Genomic DNA, 15,122 nt, shown 5'->3' with positions numbered 1-15,122 from the left:
CGCCGTGATCATGCGCCTCCCCGGCCGCGACCACGCGCCTCCCCGGCCACGACCACGCACCTGCCCGGCCGCGACCACCCCCTCCCCGCCGCGATCGTGCGCGGAGGGCGCTACCGGGCCCGCCAGCCGTCCAGGGCGAGGTGCACGACGGTGTCGGCGAGGTGCTGGACGCCGGGACGGGTGCCGCGCTCGGCGCGCTGGCCGGCGGGGCGGTACCACTCCACGACCGAGTTGGTCATGCCCGCGACGAGCCGGGCGACGAGGGCGGCGTCCAGGTCCGAGCGCAGGTCGCCCTCGGCCGCCGCCTCGCGGGCGAGGCCGGCGACGACGGCGTCGAACTCGCGCCGGCGCTGCAGCGCCCAGCGCTCGGTCTCGGTGTTGCCGCGGACCCGCAGGAGCAGCGTCACGTACGGCAGCTCGCGCACGAGGACCTCGACCTGCCGGCGCAGGACGTGCTCGAGCCGCGCGAGGGCGGCCCCCTCGCGGGCCTGCGGCTCGTCGAGCACCGCGAAGAGCGGGTCGAGCGCGCGCTCCAGGGCGAGGCGGAGCAGGTGCTCCTTGCCCTCGACGTGGTGGTAGATCGACGACTTGGTGAGGCCGGCCGCGCGGGCGAGGTCGCTGATGCTCGTGCCGTCGTACCCGCGCCGGGTGAAGACGTCCGCCGCCAGCGCGACGAGGGACGCGGCGTCGTACGGCGTGCGGGGGCGCTCGGGTGCCATGGCGGGGAGGATGGCACGCCCCGCCTTGACCCGGGGGGCGACGGGCAGGTACACCGGACCGAACGGACGGTCGGGCGCGCGTCGGCCCGGGCAGGGGGTGCGCGTGCCGGTCACCGAGGACCAGGCCCTGGCGGAGGCGAGCGTGCAGCGCCTGCACGACGCCGACGCGGTCGCCCACGACCTCGGCATCGAGCTGCTGGCCGTCGGGCCGGGCACCGCGACGACCCGCATGCGCGTCGTGCCGACGATGGCGAACGGGCACGGGCTGACCCACGGCGGCTACGTGTTCCTGCTCGCCGACACCGCGTTCGCCTACGCCTGCAACAGCGGGGGCCGCGACACGGTGGCCTCCGGCGGCGACATCGAGTTCCTGGAGCCGTCGCGGCCTGGTGACGAGCTGGTCGCCGAGGCGCAGGAGCGGGTGCTGCGCGGGCGCGGCGGGCTGTACGACGTGCGGGTGACGAGCGGCGGCCGCGTGGTCGCCGAGCTCCGCGGGCGCAGCCGCGCCCTGCGGCGGGAGGGCGGGGCATGAGCGGGACGGCGTACCTGGTGGACGGGGTCCGCACCCCCATCGGCCGCTACGGCGGCGCGCTGGCGGCGGTGCGGCCCGACGACCTCGCGGCGCACGCGCTGCGGGCCCTGCTGGAGCGGCACCCGTCGCTGGACCCGGCAGCGCTGGACGACGTGGTGCTGGGCTGCGCCAACCAGGCCGGCGAGGACAACCGCGACGTGGCGCGCATGGCGGTCCTGCTCGCCGGGCTGCCCGTCACCGTCCCGGGCAGCACGGTGAACCGGCTCTGCGGCTCGGGCGCCGACGCGGTGGCCACCGCCGCGCGCGCGGTCGCCGCCGGCGAGGCCGACCTCGTCGTCGCCGGCGGGGTCGAGAGCATGAGCCGCGCCCCGTTCGTCATGGGCAAGCAGGAGCGGGCGTACGGCCGCGCGGTCGAGGTGCACGACACGACGCTCGGCTGGCGCTTCGTGAACCCGGCGATGGAGGCGGCGTACGGCACCGACTCCATGGGCGAGACCGCGGAGAACGTCGCCGAGCTCGACGGGGTGTCGCGCGAGGACCAGGACGCGTACGCCCTGCGCTCGCAGCAGCGCGCGGCGGCGAGCCGGGACCTGCTCGCCGAGGAGATCGTGCCGGTGAAGGTGCCCGGGAAGGGGGGCGACGTCGTGGTCGACCGGGACGAGCAGCCGCGCGAGACGTCCCTCGAGGCGCTCGCGGCGCTGCGCCCGGCCTTCCGGGCCGGCGGCACCGTCACCGCGGGCAACACCTCCGGGATCAACGACGGTGCCGCGGCCCTGCTCGTCGCGTCCGAGGACGCGGTGCGCCGGTACGGGCTCGAGCCCCTCGCCCGGGTCTCCGGGGCGGCAGTCGCCGGGGTCGAGCCGCGCCTCATGGGCCTCGGGCCCGAGCCGGCGACCCGCAAGCTCCTCGACCGCCGGGGGCTGCAGGTCGCGGACCTGGACCTCCTCGAGCTGAACGAGGCCTTCGCCGCGCAGGTGCTCGCCGTGCTGCGCCGCCTCGGGATCCCCGACGACGCCGGGCACGTCAACCCGCAGGGCGGCGGCATCGCCCTCGGCCACCCGCTCGGCGCGAGCGGCGCGCGCCTCGTGCTGACCGCGGCCTGGCAGCTGCGCCGGCAGGGCGGGCGGCGGGCCGTCGCGACCATGTGCATCGGCGTGGGGCAGGGCATCGCGGTCCTGCTCGAGGCTGCGTGAGCCCGGTGGGCACCGTCTCCCTGAACGTCGACGGCGCGGTCGCCGTCCTCACCATCGACCGGCCCGAGCGCCGTGGCGCGCTCGACGACGCCTCCACCTCGGCGCTGCGCGGCCTCGTCGACGAGGTCGCGGGCCGTACGGGCGAGGTGCGCGCCCTGGTCCTCACCGGCTCCGGCGGCGCTTTCTGCGCCGGCCGCGACATCGCCGGGGTCGACCCGCTCGCCGAGGACGCCGGCGACGTGCTGGCCCACGTCGTCAACCCGGTCGTCGAGCGGCTGGCCGGGCTGCCGGTGCCGACCGTCGCCGCGGTCGAGGGGCCCGCGCTGGGCGTGGGGCTGGGGCTCGCGCTGGCCTGCGACCTCGTCGTGGCCGCGGAGGGGGCGCGGTTCGGCTCACCGTTCGGCCGGATCGGCGCGGTCCTGGACAGCGGCGCGCACCTCCTGCTCGCCGAGCGCATCGGCCGCCCGCGCACCCTCGAGCTCGTCTACACCGGCCGGCTGCTCGACGGCACCGAGGCCGCGGCGTGGGGGCTGGCCAACCGCGTCGTCCCGACCGGGACGGCGTACGGGGAAGCGCTCGCCACCGCGCGGACCCTCGCCGCCGGGCCGACCCTGGCGTACACCGCGAGCAAGCGCTTGCTGGCCCGGGTCCGCGACGACTCGCCCTCGCTCGCCGAGGTGCTGGCGCTGGAGGCGGAGGCGCAGCGTCGCGCCGGCGCGACGGAGGACTACCGCGAGGGGTTCGCCGCGTTCCAGGAGAAGCGGCGGCCGGTGTTCCGGGGCCGCTGACGCGGGGTCAGGCGGGTCCGCCGACGCGGAAGACGGGCCACCCGATCTCGGTGCGCCAGGCGGCCGGGTCCGCCGTGTCCCGCGGCCCCGCGAGGTAGCGCTCCCGCACGGGACCCACGACCGCGAGGGCGTTCGCGCTCACCCACGCGCCGAGCTGGCCGTACGTGACGTCGATGTCGTCGTGCTCGCCCGCGTGCGTGGTGACGGCGAGCTCGACGGCCGGCAGGGTCACCGGGTGGACCCGGCCCCGGCGCGGTGGCTCTGGCGTCGGCCGGTACACCAGGACGTGCCCGCGGCCCTCCTCGAACAGCGCGCCGTCGTAGAGCCCGCCGGGCACCCCCGCCGACCCGACCGCGGCATCGAGCTCGGCCATGGCGCCGGCGTACCAGCTGAGGACGTCCTCGTGCGCCACGTCGTCCTCGACCGCGGCCACCGTCGCCGCGGGCACCGCGCGCAGCTCGACCTCGAGCGGCGGCGGCTCCGGCGCCAGGAGCCGGCGCAGGGAGGCCACGGCGGCGCGGGTGCGGTCGAGCTCCGCCTCGAGCCGCTGCAGGTGCTCCGCCACGAGCGCGGCCCGCCTGCCCGGGTCGGGCGAGCCGAGGATGCGCCGCACGTCGGCCAGCGGTACGTCGAGCTCGCGCAGGCGGTGGATCACCTGCGCGGTGGGGATTTGCTCCGCGCCGTAGTAGCGGTAGCCGCTGGCGCCGTCCACGAGCGCCGGCTCCAGCAGGCCCGCGTCGTGGTAGCGGCGCAGGGTCCGCACGCTCAGGTGCGTCACTCGGGAGAACTCACCGATCGACATCATGCGGCCATGCTTCCACCCCTCCCCCCGGGGGAGGGTCCTGTGCTTGACCCTCCCGCGCCCGCAGCGCGCAGCCTCGGGGCATGACCTCGACGACCAGCACCCCGCACGACGAGCTCCCGGCCGCGATCCGCGCATACCTCGCCGCGCACGCCGCCCGCGACACCGACACCGCCCTGCGCGCGTTCGCGCCCGACGCCGTCGTCGTCGACGACGGCGCGACCTACCGGGGGACCGAGGAGGTGCGCCGCTTCCTCTCCCGCGCCGGGGCCGGGTTCACCTACACCACCAGGCTCCTCGCCGCGCGGCGCGATGACGCCCACTGGCTCGTGACCCAGCGCCTGCAGGGCGACTTCCCCGGCGGCGTCGTCGACCTCGGCTTCCGCTTCACCCTCGACGGCGACCGCGTCGCCGAGCTCGTCATCGCCCCCTGAGCCCAGCCCCGCGTCGTCGAGGTGGACGCCTCGCGCGCGGTGACGGTCTCGCGGCGCGACGTCGTCGCGCGGCTCGTCCGTGAGGCCGCGGCCGGCGACGGGCGGCTGACGGCTCACGGACCGGGCTGCCCGGGTCAGCCCCCCGCGGCGGCCCCGACCGGCGCGAGCCGCGCCCGCAGCTCCGCCGCGCCGGGGCCGCGCAGCCCGGTCGCTCCCGCCGGGCGGCCGGTGAGGACGAGCAGGAGCGCGCCGACCGGGCCCTCGACGAGCTCCCCCTCCCCCGCCGCCCACGGGGCGTCGGTCGCGGCCAGGCGGAACCCCCGCAGCCGCCGTCGGGCGTGGAAGGGCCAGCCCATCGCCCAGACCCGCTCGGCCGCGACGGCGCCGGCGAGGGCGGGCACGGGGTGCTCGCGCCCCAGGGGGACAGCGACGTCCTGGCCGTGCACGAGGGCGTCGAGCATCGGCTCGAGGTGGCTGATGCCGGGCGCTTTCGCGCGCGAGGCCGTCGTGGCGCGCAGGCGCCGGGTCAGCTCCCCGGGTGGGAGCGCCGCGCGCGCGACCGCCGTGTCGTGGACCATCCGGTCGAAGCTGCCGCGTGCCCGCAGGAGGGCGAGCGCGGCGGGCAGCGGCCGCATCTGCGCCAGCGTCAGGTGGGCCGCCACGTCACGCACGCGCCACCCCCGGCACAGGGACGCCTCCTCCCACTCGCCGGGAGCCAGGTCGTCGAGCAGGTCGGCCAGGGCCAGCCGCTGCTTGAACGTCGTGCGCCACACCTCGTCGACGTCCATGGGACGCCTCCTCCGTCGAGCCAGGGAAGTACGATCCTCGTACCACAGTGGTTCGACCCTCTGACGACGTCAAGGGGTGCGGGTGGCAGAGGAGCAGCGGGCGGCGCAGGGCGAGGAGCGGCAGCCCAACCTGGGGTTGCTCTGCTTCCTCGCCCACCGCGCGATGGAGGCGCGGGTGCTCGACGCCCTGGCCGCGGAGGGGTACGACGACGTGACCGCGGCCCAGGGGCGGGTGTTCGCCCGCGTCGGGACGCAGGGGACGCGGCTCACCGAGCTGGCCGAGCAGGCGCGGGTCACCAAGCAGACCGCCGGCTTCCTCGTCGACCAGCTCGAGCGGGCCGGGTACGTGCGGCGCGTCCCCGACCCCACGGACGCGCGCGCCCGCCTCGTGGTGGTCGCCGAGCGCGGGCGCGCCGCCGTCGAGGTGGCGCAGCGGGTCGAGGAGGAGGTCGAGGCAGAGTGGACGCGCCACCTGGGCCGGGCCGCGACCGCCGAGCTGCGCCGCACGCTCACCCGGCTGCGGGAGGTGACGGACCCGTACGGGTAGACCGTCACCCCTGCACCGTCGCCCGGACCGGGCTAGCCGGCACGCTGACTCCGATAGCGCTTTCCGCCGCGCGGCGTCGGGCGTACCGTCAGCGCCGTGACGTCGAGCACGCTTCCCCGACGCGCCGTCCGCGCCGTCGGCGAGAGCCCTCTGTCCGAGCGCGTCGCCCGCGCGCAGGATCTGGCCTACGGCCCGCTGATCGCGCGGGTGCGGCGCAGCCCGCTGCACACCGACGCGCTCGGCCACCCCCTGCACCCGTCGCTGACCGACGTGACCGCCGGGTGCTGGCTCGGCACGTCGCTGCTCGACCTCGCCGGCGGACCCGCGTCGCGTCACGGCGCGGTACTCCTCACGGGTGTCGGCGTGCTGGCTTCCGTGCCCACGGCTCTGGCGGGTGCTGCCGACTGGGCCGAGACCACCGGGGCGGCGCGTCGCCTCGGCGCCGTCCACGGGCTCGGCATGGACGCCGCGGTCCTCCTCTTCACGGGCTCGCTCGTCGCGCGGCTGCGCCGGAGGCACCGGCTCGGGACGACCCTGGCCGTCGCCGGCAACCTCGTCGTGGCGGGTGCGGGCTTCCTGGGCGGGCACCTGGCCCACCACCGGGAGACCGCCCGGGGAGCCTCCGCGGGCGCCACGGGGTAGCGCTCCCCACGTCGGCTCAGCGCTCCTCGACGACGACCACCACCTTGCCCGAGACCTCCCCCGCCGCCGCGCGCTCGTGGAGCCGGGCGAGCTCGGCCAGCGGGACGCGCTCGGCGACGTCGACGGTCAGCTCCCCCCGGTCGACCCGCGCCACGAGCTCGTCGAGCTGGTCGACGTCGCTGCGGACGTAGAGGTCGACGGCGCGGACGCCGCGGCGCTCGTCGCCCGGGGCGGGCATCCACACCGTGGTGCTGACGACGACGCCGCCGTCCCGCACGAGCCCGGCGAGCTCGGTGAACCGCTCGGGGTCGATCGGCGCGAGGTTGAGCAGGACGTCGACCGGCTCGACGACCGCCGCGACGTCGGTGGCCGTGCGGTCCACGACCTCGTCGGCGCCGGCGGCCCGGACCCGGTCGGCGCTGCGGGGGCTGGCGGTGGCGACCACGTGGGCACCCGCCGCCTTCGCCAACTGGACGGCGTAGCCGCCCACGGCACCACCGGCGCCGTTGACGAGGACCCGCTGCCCGGGCTGGAGCCGGGCGTGGTCGACGAGGGCCTGCCACGCGGTGAGGCCCACCACGGGCAGCGCGGCGGCGTCGGCGAGCGGGATGCTCCGGGGCGCCCGGGCCAGGCCGTCGGCGGCGACGAGCACGTGCTCCGCCGCGGCGCCGTCGGCGACGAAGGGGAGGAAGCCGACCACGTCGTCGCCCACGGTCAGGCCGGTGACCCCCTCGCCGAGCGCGTCGACCGTCCCCGCCACGTCGACGCCCGGGACGTGCGGGAGGGTCAGGGGCATCGGCCCCTGCATGAGGCCGGCCCGGATGTTGCCGTCGACGCCGTTGAAGGACGTCCCGGCGACGCGCACCCGCACCTGGCCGGGTCCGGGGACCGGGACGTCCACGTCCTCGTAACGCAGGACGCCCGGGTCGCCGTACTCGTGGAACCGCACTGCCTTCATCGCTGGTGCCTCTCCTCGTGGACCGTTGCTTCGGATCCGAAGCACTACGGACCTTAGCGCTACTTCGAACTCTGAGCAAGCCCTTCGAAGTCGCAGCACCGGGTAGGGTGGGCGCATGCCGGAGCGCCGCGCCGACCTCGACCCCGTCCAGCTGGGCGCGTACTTCGCGCTCATGGAGGTCGCGGGCCTGCTGCGGCACGCGGTCGAGCAGCAGCTGCGCGAGGCCGGCGACCTGAGCTGGGTGCAGTTCCAGCTGCTCGCGCGCCTCGGCCTCGACGCGCCCGACGGGAGCGCCCGGATGACCGACCTGGCCGACGGCGTCGTCTACAGCCGCAGCGGGCTGACGTACCAGGCGGGGCTGCTCGAGCGGGCCGGCCTCGTCACCCGCGCCCCCTCCGCCGACGACGAGCGCGGGGTGACGGTGACCATCACCGACGCGGGGCGCGAGCGCCTGGCGCAGGTGCTCCCCGGGCACACCGAGGTCGTGCGCCGGCAGCTGTTCGAGCCCCTGCCGCGGGAGGACGCGCGGGCCCTGTCCGACCTGCTCACGCCCGTGCGCGACCACATGCGCTCGCTGCCGCCCCGCTCCGCCTCACCCCGCCGCCGGCGCTGAGCCCGGCGCGCCCGGTGGGGAGCAGGGGCTCCGTGGACGGCGCTGGCGCGTCAGGGTCGAGCTCGCCTCGATGGCCGTTGCCGATGCTCCGGTGACCGGAGTATGTTCGCGACCATGCCGAGCGACCGGCTCCAGGAGCCGTCCTTCCTCATCCTCAGCGCCCTGGCCGGGGGCCCGATGCACGGCTACGCCGTGCTGCAGGAGGTCGGCGAGCTGTCCCGCGGGAGCGTGCGGCTGCGGGTGGGGACGCTGTACGGCGCGCTGGACCGCCTGGCCGGTGAGGGCCTGGTGGCGGTGGACCGCGAGGAGGTCGTCGACTCGCGGCTCCGGCGCTACTACCGGCTGACGGGGCTCGGGGCCGAGCGCCTCGAGGCCGAGGCCCTGCGGTCACGGCGGCAGGCGGAGGCGGCGCTGCGCAGGCTGCGGCGGCGGGGGTCTGCCGCGGAGGGCGCCGCGTGAGCCCGGCGGGCCGGCCGGACGCGGCGGCCCGGCTGGAGCGGCGCTACCGGCTGCTGCTGCGCCTGCTGCCGGCCCCGGAGCGCGCGGTGCGCGGCGAGGAGATGCTCGGGGTCCTGCTGGCCTGCGCCGCCCCGGGCCGGGCCCGCCCGAGCGCGGCGGAGACCGCCGACCTGCTCCGTGCCGCGGTCCGCTCGCGCGCCCGCGGCCTGCTCGTGACCGACCCGGTCGCCCGGCTCGGCGCCCTGGCCGCCGTCGCGCTCCTGCTCGCCGCCACGCTGCTCGGCGCGGCGGTGCTCGAGCGGCGGGGCCTCCTCGGCGGCCCGTCCAGCGCCGACGGCCGGCCCGCCCTCCTCACCGACCTGCCCGGCTGGGAGCCCCGGCCCGCCGCCGTCTCGGCCAGCCCGGCCGGGCCGGCGCTGGTCTCGTACGTCGACGGGGACGAGGACGGGGAGGAGTTCGCCGTCGTCCTGGGGGCGGACGGGACGACCGCCCGGCGCGTCCCGCTGCCGGGCGCCCTGCGCCCGGAATGGCCGCCGCTGCTCTCCCCCGACGGGGCCTCGCTCGCGCTGACCGCGGACGGCGGGGTACGGGTGCACGACCTGCGGGACGGGTCGGTCGGCAGCCTCCCCGGTGTCCGCCTGCCCGACGACGGGGGACCGCGGCTGCTGGCCTGGTCGACCGACAGCCGTGCCCTCGTCGTGGCGTCGCCCGACGCGACGCGCGTGGTGGACACCGCGACCGGCGCGCAGACCGCGCTCGCGGTCGGGGCGGGCTCGGCGGCCGTCGCCGCGGACGGCCGCATCGCCGTGTCCCGCGCAGGGCGGTTGGCGGTGCACGCGCCCGACGGCGCCCTGCTCGCGAGCGCTCGGCTGCCGGAGGGGTGGCGGGTCGCCCCGGCGGGCTGGTCCCGTGACGGTGGCACGCTCGCGATGACCGCCGCACCGGCGTCGCCGTACGCCCAGGGCGAGCCCGGCACTCCCGCGCTGCTGCGCGACGGCGGCGGTGCGGGGGTCCCGTCGCTGCTGGGTCCGCCGGACGGCACCCTGCCCCTGGCCTGGCAGGGCCGCTCCCTGCTCGTCGCGGACGGCGACGCGCTCCTGCGGTGGCAGCCGGGGCAGGCGCGGACCGTGCTGAGCAGCACGGGCGACGGATCGCCCGCGATGCACCTGCGGTTGGCGACGGGGCTGGCGCGAGACGCCGTGCCGGTCCCCGCGCGGGGGTGGAGCGCGGGCCGCTCGAGCCGTCGCTGCTCCTGCTGGGCCTGCTCACGGCGACCCTGGCCCTGCTCGCGGGCTGGTGCCACCGGCCGGCGCGGGGGCGGGCGGCCAGCCGTACCTCGCGCGACGCCCTGCGCCGGGCGGCCGCGCACGCGCGCTTCGCGGCCGTGGTGGCCGTGCTCCTGCTGCCCTGCTACTGGCTGCTGACGTACGCGATCGGGCTCGAGGCGCACGCGCTCCTGACGGCGGTGGCCCTGCTCACCGCCGCCGGCTACCTGCTCGGGAGGTCGCTCGGGAGGTCGCGGCACGTGCCCGACCCGCGCATGCTGCGCGCCCGCGGCTGACGCCACCGCACGACCCGTCCCGTCACCTCGAGGACGAGGGCGCCGGCGGAGGTGCGGCCGCGGGCGTGCGGGCCGGGTCGGCCACGGCGTCGTCGACGAGCCCCGGGCGGCAGGCGTACCAGCCTGCGACCAGGGTGGGCACGACGGTCGCGACGAGGGTCCACAGCGGCGCGGACCACGACCCGGTGGCCTCGCGCAGGAGGCCGAGGCCGATCGGGCCGAGGCACGCCAGCCCGTAGCCGGTGCCCTGGACGAAGCCCGAGACCGCCGACGCGTAGTGCGGGCTGCGCGTACGGCGGTTGATCAACGTCAGGCACAGCGGGAAGGTGCTGACGCCGATGCCGAGCGCGCAGACCCAGACCCAGGTGGCGCTCATCGGCGCCCGCTCCAGACCGACGTAGCCGGCCACCAGGGCGGCCGAGCACAGCACGACCGCGGGGAACGGGTTCGCCATCCGGTCGGCCACCTGCGGGACCACCAGCGCGGCGGCGACGCCCCAGACCGAGTACAGCGCGACCATGGTGCCGCCGAGCCCCGGGCTGCCACCGGCGTCGGTGAGCACGGCCGGCAGCCAGGTGATGATCGTGTAGTTGGACAGCGCCATCATCGCGAACAGGACCACGAGCCCCCAGACGACCGGCGACCTCAGGACCTGCCGCCTCGCGCTGCGGGTCGGGGACGCCGTGGGCCCGTGGTGGTCGGCGGAGGTGCGCGCGGCCAGGACGAGCCAGACGGCGGCGGCGAGAGCAGCAGGGACAGCCCACAGGCCCACGGACAGGCGCCACCCGCCGGCGTCGGCGACCGGCACCGCCATGAGCGGGGCGACGAACTGGCCGGTCTGCAGCAGGAGCAGGTACGCGGAGGTCCACACGGCGATGCGGTCCGGGAACCAGGCCTTGACCAGCGGCACGATCACCACGTTCACCGCGCCGATGCCCGCCAGGGCCAGCACGGTGGACAGCACGAGCACGGGCGCCCCGGACGACAGGGCGCGCAGCAGCAGGGACACGGCGGTGAGGCCGAGCGCCGCGGTGGCGGTGCGCTCCAGCCCGAACCGCCCCGTCACCACCGGGGCGAGCAGGCCGAAGACGGCGAAGGAGGCCGCCGGCACGGTCCCGAGGAGTCCGGCCACCGCCACCCCGAAGCCGAGGTCAGCCCCGATGGTCTCCAGCAGCGGGCTGAACCCGGTCACCGCCGTCCGCAGGTTCACCGCGGTGAGGGCGATGGCGATACCGGCCCAGACGGCCGGGCGGCGGAGCCCCGGCTGGACGGCCTGCGCTGGTGGAGCGTGCACCTAGACTCCGATGACATAGGTCGGATGATGGGATGAATCGGGAGGCTAGCGTGCCGGAGCCGCTGCGTCGAGGAGGCCTGATCGACCTGGTGGCGGCCCGCTTCCGCGACGAGGTGGTCTCGGGCCGGTGGCCGGTCGGCAGCCGGATCCCCGTCGAGGCCGAGCTGGTCACCCTGTCGGGCGCGGGCCGCAACACCGTGCGCGAGGCCGTGCAGTCCCTGGTCCACGCCGGCCTGCTGCGGCGCGAGCAGGGCCGGGGGACCTTCGTCATCTCCGCCTCGGAGCTGGCCGGGCCGCTGGAGCGCCAGCTGGGCGGCGGCACCCGCCAGCACTACCTCGAGCTGAGGCTCGCCCTGGACCGCACCGCGGCCTCGCTGGCGGCGCTCCGGCGCACCGAGGCCGACGTCGAGCTCCTGCGCGAGCTGCGGGACCGCCGCGCCGCGAGCTGGTCCTCCCCGGACCCCCGGGCCAGGGCCGGCGCGGACCTGGCCCTGCACGCCGCGGTCGTCGCCGCGACGCGCAACCCGCTCTACCTGGACCTCTACTTGAGCATGCTCGACGTGTTCGCCCAGCACATGCGCGACGAGGAGGGCGGCGACGAGGACCTCGGCCGCGAGGCCCACCACGAGCTCGTCGAGGCGATCGCGGCCCAGGACCCCGAGCGCGCGGCCGCCCAGGTCACGCTGATCTTCGGCCCGTTCTTGTGAGGAGCCGCACGAGCGACCCTCCCGCCGGGGCCGCTCGCGCCGTCCCGTGCCTACTCCCGGGAGACGGCCTCGTACGCGCCCGGTCGGGCCCGCTGCGAGCGCCTCCGCCCTGACGGTCGCGGGAGAGCGGCCAGGGCGGTCTGCGCGATCCCCGCCAGGGAGTCCTCGTCGACGCCCCGCCTCGGGGAGGGCCTCGATCCCGCGGTGGACGGCCAGCAGGAGGGCGGCGAGGCGCCCCGCGTCGGCGTCGGGGTCGACGTCGACCCCGAGGAGATCGCCTCGGCGGGACCGGCCGGTGCGGCGGTGGGTCTGGGCTGTCCCGGCGATCTTCCTGGCCTGCACCGCCCTCGCGGTCGACGACGCCTCGCTCAGGGACAAGACCGTCGCCTCCGTGCTCGCGCTGCTCGTCGCCATCCAGCTGGTCGGCTGGGGCGAGGAGGGGATGTTCCGCGGCATCGGTGTGACGACCTTGCGCAACCACGGCCTGGCAGGAGGCTCAGTGGCGCTGTGGTCCAGCGCCCTGTCCGGCGCGGTGCACATCGTCAATGCGCTCGGGTCGCGCGGAGCGCAAGGCATCCCCCAGCCCATAGCCGTCAGCTTCGCCGGCTACTTCTTCTACCTGGTGCGGCGCGTCGCAGGCGGCAACTGGGCCAACTCGGTCATCCACGGGTTGTTCGACTTCTCGATCCTGACCGGCACCGCCGTCCTGGTCGACCAGGAGGCTCACGTCGGCGGCCTCGCCGCGATCCTCGCGTACGTCGCGTGCGCGGTCCTGGTGCTCGCCCGTTCGCGCGCTGGGACCATCGGACGCCTGAAGGAAGCGCCATGGCGCGCGCACGCGTGACGTCCATCCTTAGCGACGGACGCGGGCCCCTGCAGAACGGGAGAGCGTAGCCGCCCCCACCGCGGTACTGCAGGGTGTTGCAGGGGTGCCGCGCTGCGCACGCGCGCCGTGGCTGCTCGTGCCTGCGCTACTGCGAGGCCGCCTGTGCGGCGGCGCGCCGGCCCTGGAGGTGCTTGGCCTGGGGGCCGGACGCCGGCAGTGCGAGGGCGCGGTCGTAGGCCGCGACGGCGGCCGGGCCGTGCCCGCACTGCAGCAGGAGCTCGGCGCGTGCGGCGTGCAGAGCGGCTGTGCGCTCCAGGCCGCGCACGTGCTCGAGGGCCGCGAGCCCAGCTGCCGGACCGTCGCGCTCGGCGAGCGCGACGGCCCGGGCCAGCCGCACGGCGGGTACGTCCTGCACGGTGAGCAGCACGTCGTACCAGGAGCAGATCGCCCGCCAGTCCGTCGCCTGCGGGTGAGGTGCCAGGACGTGGCACGCTGCGATCGCTGCCTGCACGACGTAGGGGTCGGGACGCTCCGGGGTGCGACGCAGCCCGTCGCCGAGCAGTGCCATGCCTTCGTCCACGAGCGCCCGGTCCCAGAGTGCGCGGTCCTGCTCGCGCAGCAGCAGCGGGGAGCCGTCCGGTCCGGCGCGGCTGGCGCGTCGTGCGTCGAGCAGGAGCAGCAGGGCCAGCAGCCCGGTGGCGGTGGGCTCGTCGGGCATGAGTTCGTGCAGCAGCCGGGCCAGGCGCACCGCCTCGTCGAGCAGGTCCGGCCGCACGACGGTGTCGCCGGCGCCCGGTGCCCAGCCTTCGTTGAACATCAGGTAGACCGTCGCCCCGACGCCACGGAGCCGGGCTGGCAGCTCGGCGTCGGGGGGCACGCGGTAGGGGATGGCCGCGTCGCGGATCTTCTGCTTGGCGCGGGTCAGGCGCTTGGCCATGACCTGCTCGGGCACGAGGAGCGCCCGCGCGGTCTCCGCGGTGCTGAGACCAGCGAGCGTGCGCAGCGCGAGGGCGACCTGCGTCTGCGGCGACAGTGCCGGATGGCAGCAGGTGAAGATCAGACGCAGCAGGTCGTCGCGGACGACGGAGCCGGGCAGGTCCTCCGCGGTGCCGCGCTGGTCCATGAGCGTCACCGCCTCCTGCTGCTTGCCGGTGCGGGCCGCCTCGCGCCGCAGCACGTCCAGCGCTCGACGGCGGGCTGTGAGGGTGAGCCACGCGCGTGGCTCTGCCGGGATGCCGTCCCGGGACCACGTCTCCAGCGCCCGGAGCGCAGCGTCCTGGACGGCGTCCTCGGCCAGCTCCCACGACCCGGTCGTGCGCACGAGGGTGGCCATGACGCGCCGGCCCTCGTCGCGGACGAGCGCGACGAGGGCGGCGTGCGTGTCGGCGGTCAGGACGGCTGTCCCATCGGGATGACGGGACGGACCTCGACCGCACCGTTCCATGCGGCGGGGATCTGCGCGGCGAGCGCGAGCGCTGCGTCGAGGTCGGCGCACTCGAGCAGGAAGAAGCCGGTGAGGACCTCCTTGGTCTCCGCGTAGGGGCCGTCGGTGCTGAGCACTTCGCCGCCCTTGCCGCCGGTGACCCGGACCGTCGTGGCGGTCGCGGTCGGGTAGAGCGCGGCGCCGCCGCGCAGCACGGCAGCGGCCGTGGTGCTGAAGGCGGCGTACTCGGCCATCTCGCCCGCCTGCTCCCGAGCGGACCAGTCGACGTCGGTGCTGTAGATGATGGCTGCGTACAGGGTCATGGTGTCCTTCCCGCACCGGCGCCGGTCGCCGGTGTCACTGCTAGGACGAACGGCGGGGGCGCAGAACGACACCTGCGGCACGTGCGGCGGTCACAGCAGCTGCCGGACGAGGCATCGATCCGCCTGGCTCGCGTTCGCGCCGTCCGGGCGGACTCGATCGGGACGAGCAACCGCCGACGTCCTCCACGCACCCCTCGAGCCGGTGCTTGCCCTGCTGCTCGGCCGCGGCGACGAGGTCCACCGGTAGCACGACGATCGTGCAGACGTTGGCCCCGTGCCAGCGGCCCCGTGCCAGCGGCCCCGTGCCAGCGGCCCCGTGCCAGCGGCGCCAGCACGGCGTCGAACTGCCACCAGCGACATCGTCTGCCTGGCCGGGCGCGGTACCTGCGGTGGGGGGCTGGTCCGCGACGTCGCGTGGTGCAGGGTCCTGGGCAGCGGCTGCCTGGCGCACGACTCTGATGATCGCGCCCGCGCGGTGTCAGCGCACCCCCGCTCGGAGCGCAACGGAACACG

At 76.7% G+C, this 15,122-nt stretch carries 19 protein-coding genes; 12 read left to right on the top strand and 7 right to left on the bottom strand.

What is annotated here, in order from left to right; translation table 11 throughout:
• Positions 1-110: 110 nt before the first annotated feature.
• On the bottom strand, positions 111-719 hold the full coding sequence (locus tag D5H78_RS10495; RefSeq protein WP_119950566.1) for a TetR/AcrR family transcriptional regulator: 609 nt from the start codon (positions 717-719) through the stop codon (positions 111-113).
• Positions 720-822: 103 nt separating this feature from the next.
• Between D5H78_RS10495 and paaI the strand changes: the two genes are divergently transcribed.
• From paaI to D5H78_RS10480, 3 genes are read left to right on the top strand one after another with little or no spacing between them, the layout of a single operon-like run.
• The gene (gene paaI / locus D5H78_RS10490; RefSeq protein WP_218566474.1) at positions 823-1,251 is read left to right on the top strand and encodes a hydroxyphenylacetyl-CoA thioesterase PaaI; all 429 of its coding nucleotides are present in this window, start codon (positions 823-825) and stop codon (positions 1,249-1,251) included.
• Positions 1,248-2,444, top strand: coding sequence for a 3-oxoadipyl-CoA thiolase (gene pcaF / locus D5H78_RS10485; RefSeq protein ID WP_119950420.1), 1,197 nt, complete (start codon positions 1,248-1,250; stop codon positions 2,442-2,444). Before paaI ends, pcaF begins: the two co-directional genes overlap by 4 nt.
• A gap of 5 nt (positions 2,445-2,449) precedes the next feature.
• Positions 2,450-3,232, top strand: a complete 783-nt coding sequence (locus D5H78_RS10480; protein WP_119950565.1) for an enoyl-CoA hydratase/isomerase family protein — start codon at positions 2,450-2,452, stop codon at positions 3,230-3,232.
• A 7-nt stretch (positions 3,233-3,239) separates the two neighbouring features.
• Here the strand turns inward: D5H78_RS10480 and D5H78_RS10475 are convergent, their stop codons facing one another.
• Positions 3,240-4,037: a MerR family transcriptional regulator gene (locus D5H78_RS10475; RefSeq protein WP_119950419.1), complete on the bottom strand. Its 798-nt coding sequence runs from the start codon at positions 4,035-4,037 to the stop codon at positions 3,240-3,242.
• 80 nt (positions 4,038-4,117) lie between these two features.
• Between D5H78_RS10475 and D5H78_RS10470 the strand changes: the two genes are divergently transcribed.
• Positions 4,118-4,468, top strand: coding sequence for a nuclear transport factor 2 family protein (locus D5H78_RS10470; RefSeq protein ID WP_119950418.1), 351 nt, complete (start codon positions 4,118-4,120; stop codon positions 4,466-4,468).
• Positions 4,469-4,602: 134 nt separating this feature from the next.
• On the opposite strand, the gene D5H78_RS10465 is transcribed toward D5H78_RS10470, so the two are convergent.
• The gene (locus D5H78_RS10465) at positions 4,603-5,256 is read right to left on the bottom strand and encodes a maleylpyruvate isomerase family mycothiol-dependent enzyme (protein ID WP_119950417.1); all 654 of its coding nucleotides are present in this window, start codon (positions 5,254-5,256) and stop codon (positions 4,603-4,605) included.
• Between the two features lie 163 nt (positions 5,257-5,419).
• Between D5H78_RS10465 and D5H78_RS10460 the strand changes: the two genes are divergently transcribed.
• On the top strand, positions 5,420-5,803 hold the full coding sequence (locus D5H78_RS10460) for a MarR family winged helix-turn-helix transcriptional regulator (protein WP_119950564.1): 384 nt from the start codon (positions 5,420-5,422) through the stop codon (positions 5,801-5,803).
• Positions 5,804-5,899: 96 nt separating this feature from the next.
• Positions 5,900-6,445, top strand: coding sequence for a DUF2231 domain-containing protein (locus D5H78_RS10455; protein WP_119950416.1), 546 nt, complete (start codon positions 5,900-5,902; stop codon positions 6,443-6,445).
• A gap of 16 nt (positions 6,446-6,461) precedes the next feature.
• Here the strand turns inward: D5H78_RS10455 and D5H78_RS10450 are convergent, their stop codons facing one another.
• Positions 6,462-7,403, bottom strand: coding sequence for an NADP-dependent oxidoreductase (locus tag D5H78_RS10450; protein WP_119950415.1), 942 nt, complete (start codon positions 7,401-7,403; stop codon positions 6,462-6,464).
• Between the two features lie 115 nt (positions 7,404-7,518).
• On the opposite strand from D5H78_RS10450, the gene D5H78_RS10445 reads away from it, so the two are divergent.
• The 4 genes from D5H78_RS10445 to D5H78_RS19325 all read left to right on the top strand — a co-directional run bounded on the left by D5H78_RS10445 (position 7,519) and on the right by D5H78_RS19325 (position 10,036).
• Complete coding sequence (locus D5H78_RS10445) at positions 7,519-8,016, top strand: MarR family winged helix-turn-helix transcriptional regulator (protein ID WP_119950414.1); 498 nt, start codon at positions 7,519-7,521, stop codon at positions 8,014-8,016.
• 114 nt (positions 8,017-8,130) lie between these two features.
• The gene (locus D5H78_RS10440; protein WP_119950563.1) at positions 8,131-8,475 is read left to right on the top strand and encodes a PadR family transcriptional regulator; all 345 of its coding nucleotides are present in this window, start codon (positions 8,131-8,133) and stop codon (positions 8,473-8,475) included.
• Positions 8,472-9,899 (top strand): hypothetical protein, encoded by a 1,428-nt coding sequence (locus D5H78_RS10435; protein WP_119950413.1) that lies wholly within the window; start codon positions 8,472-8,474, stop codon positions 9,897-9,899. Before D5H78_RS10440 ends, D5H78_RS10435 begins: the two co-directional genes overlap by 4 nt.
• A complete protein-coding gene (locus D5H78_RS19325; RefSeq protein WP_165865699.1) occupies positions 9,869-10,036 on the top strand; it encodes a hypothetical protein in 168 nt (55 codons plus the stop codon). The genes D5H78_RS10435 and D5H78_RS19325 overlap by 31 nt, the downstream gene beginning before the upstream one ends.
• Positions 10,037-10,058: 22 nt before the next feature.
• Here D5H78_RS19325 and D5H78_RS10430 read toward each other — a convergent pair whose 3' ends face one another.
• Positions 10,059-11,330 (bottom strand): MFS transporter, encoded by a 1,272-nt coding sequence (locus tag D5H78_RS10430; RefSeq protein ID WP_119950412.1) that lies wholly within the window; start codon positions 11,328-11,330, stop codon positions 10,059-10,061.
• Positions 11,331-11,380: 50 nt separating this feature from the next.
• Here D5H78_RS10430 and D5H78_RS10425 point away from each other — a divergent pair, with 50 nt between their 5' ends.
• Both D5H78_RS10425 and D5H78_RS19765 read left to right on the top strand, forming a co-directional pair.
• Positions 11,381-12,037: a FadR/GntR family transcriptional regulator gene (locus tag D5H78_RS10425; protein WP_165865697.1), complete on the top strand. Its 657-nt coding sequence runs from the start codon at positions 11,381-11,383 to the stop codon at positions 12,035-12,037.
• 391 nt (positions 12,038-12,428) lie between these two features.
• The gene (locus D5H78_RS19765; RefSeq protein ID WP_218566472.1) at positions 12,429-12,881 is read left to right on the top strand and encodes a CPBP family glutamic-type intramembrane protease; all 453 of its coding nucleotides are present in this window, start codon (positions 12,429-12,431) and stop codon (positions 12,879-12,881) included.
• 127 nt (positions 12,882-13,008) lie between these two features.
• Here the strand turns inward: D5H78_RS19765 and D5H78_RS10415 are convergent, their stop codons facing one another.
• On the bottom strand, positions 13,009-14,256 hold the full coding sequence (locus D5H78_RS10415; protein ID WP_342782449.1) for an RNA polymerase sigma factor: 1,248 nt from the start codon (positions 14,254-14,256) through the stop codon (positions 13,009-13,011).
• Entirely contained in the window at positions 14,253-14,609 is a 357-nt protein-coding gene (locus D5H78_RS10410) for a YciI family protein (protein WP_119950409.1), read from the bottom strand. Before D5H78_RS10410 ends, D5H78_RS10415 begins: the two co-directional genes overlap by 4 nt.
• Positions 14,610-15,122: the final 513 nt, after the last annotated feature.

The organism is Vallicoccus soli (genome assembly GCF_003594885.1).
Classification (GTDB): domain Bacteria; phylum Actinomycetota; class Actinomycetes; order Motilibacterales; family Motilibacteraceae; genus Vallicoccus; species Vallicoccus soli.
Note: the sequence above shows the minus strand (reverse complement) of the source record. Positions and strands in the feature narration are given on the sequence as shown.

Bases quoted from the DNA above. Each gene is read 5' to 3' on its own strand.
- D5H78_RS10460 (WP_119950564.1), top strand. From the start codon at position 5,420: ATGGAGGCGCGGGTGCTCGACGCCCTGGCCGCGGAGGGGTACGACGAC.
- pcaF (WP_119950420.1), top strand. From the start codon at position 1,248: ATGAGCGGGACGGCGTACCTGGTGGACGGGGTCCGCACCCCCATCGGC.
- D5H78_RS10410 (WP_119950409.1), bottom strand. From the start codon at position 14,609: ATGACCCTGTACGCAGCCATCATCTACAGCACCGACGTCGACTGGTCC.
- D5H78_RS10440 (WP_119950563.1), top strand. From the start codon at position 8,131: ATGCCGAGCGACCGGCTCCAGGAGCCGTCCTTCCTCATCCTCAGCGCC.
- D5H78_RS10445 (WP_119950414.1), top strand. From the start codon at position 7,519: ATGCCGGAGCGCCGCGCCGACCTCGACCCCGTCCAGCTGGGCGCGTAC.
- D5H78_RS10470 (WP_119950418.1), top strand. From the start codon at position 4,118: ATGACCTCGACGACCAGCACCCCGCACGACGAGCTCCCGGCCGCGATC.
- D5H78_RS10475 (WP_119950419.1), bottom strand. From the start codon at position 4,037: ATGATGTCGATCGGTGAGTTCTCCCGAGTGACGCACCTGAGCGTGCGG.
- D5H78_RS10495 (WP_119950566.1), bottom strand. From the start codon at position 719: ATGGCACCCGAGCGCCCCCGCACGCCGTACGACGCCGCGTCCCTCGTC.
- D5H78_RS10465 (WP_119950417.1), bottom strand. From the start codon at position 5,256: ATGGACGTCGACGAGGTGTGGCGCACGACGTTCAAGCAGCGGCTGGCC.
- D5H78_RS10450 (WP_119950415.1), bottom strand. From the start codon at position 7,403: ATGAAGGCAGTGCGGTTCCACGAGTACGGCGACCCGGGCGTCCTGCGT.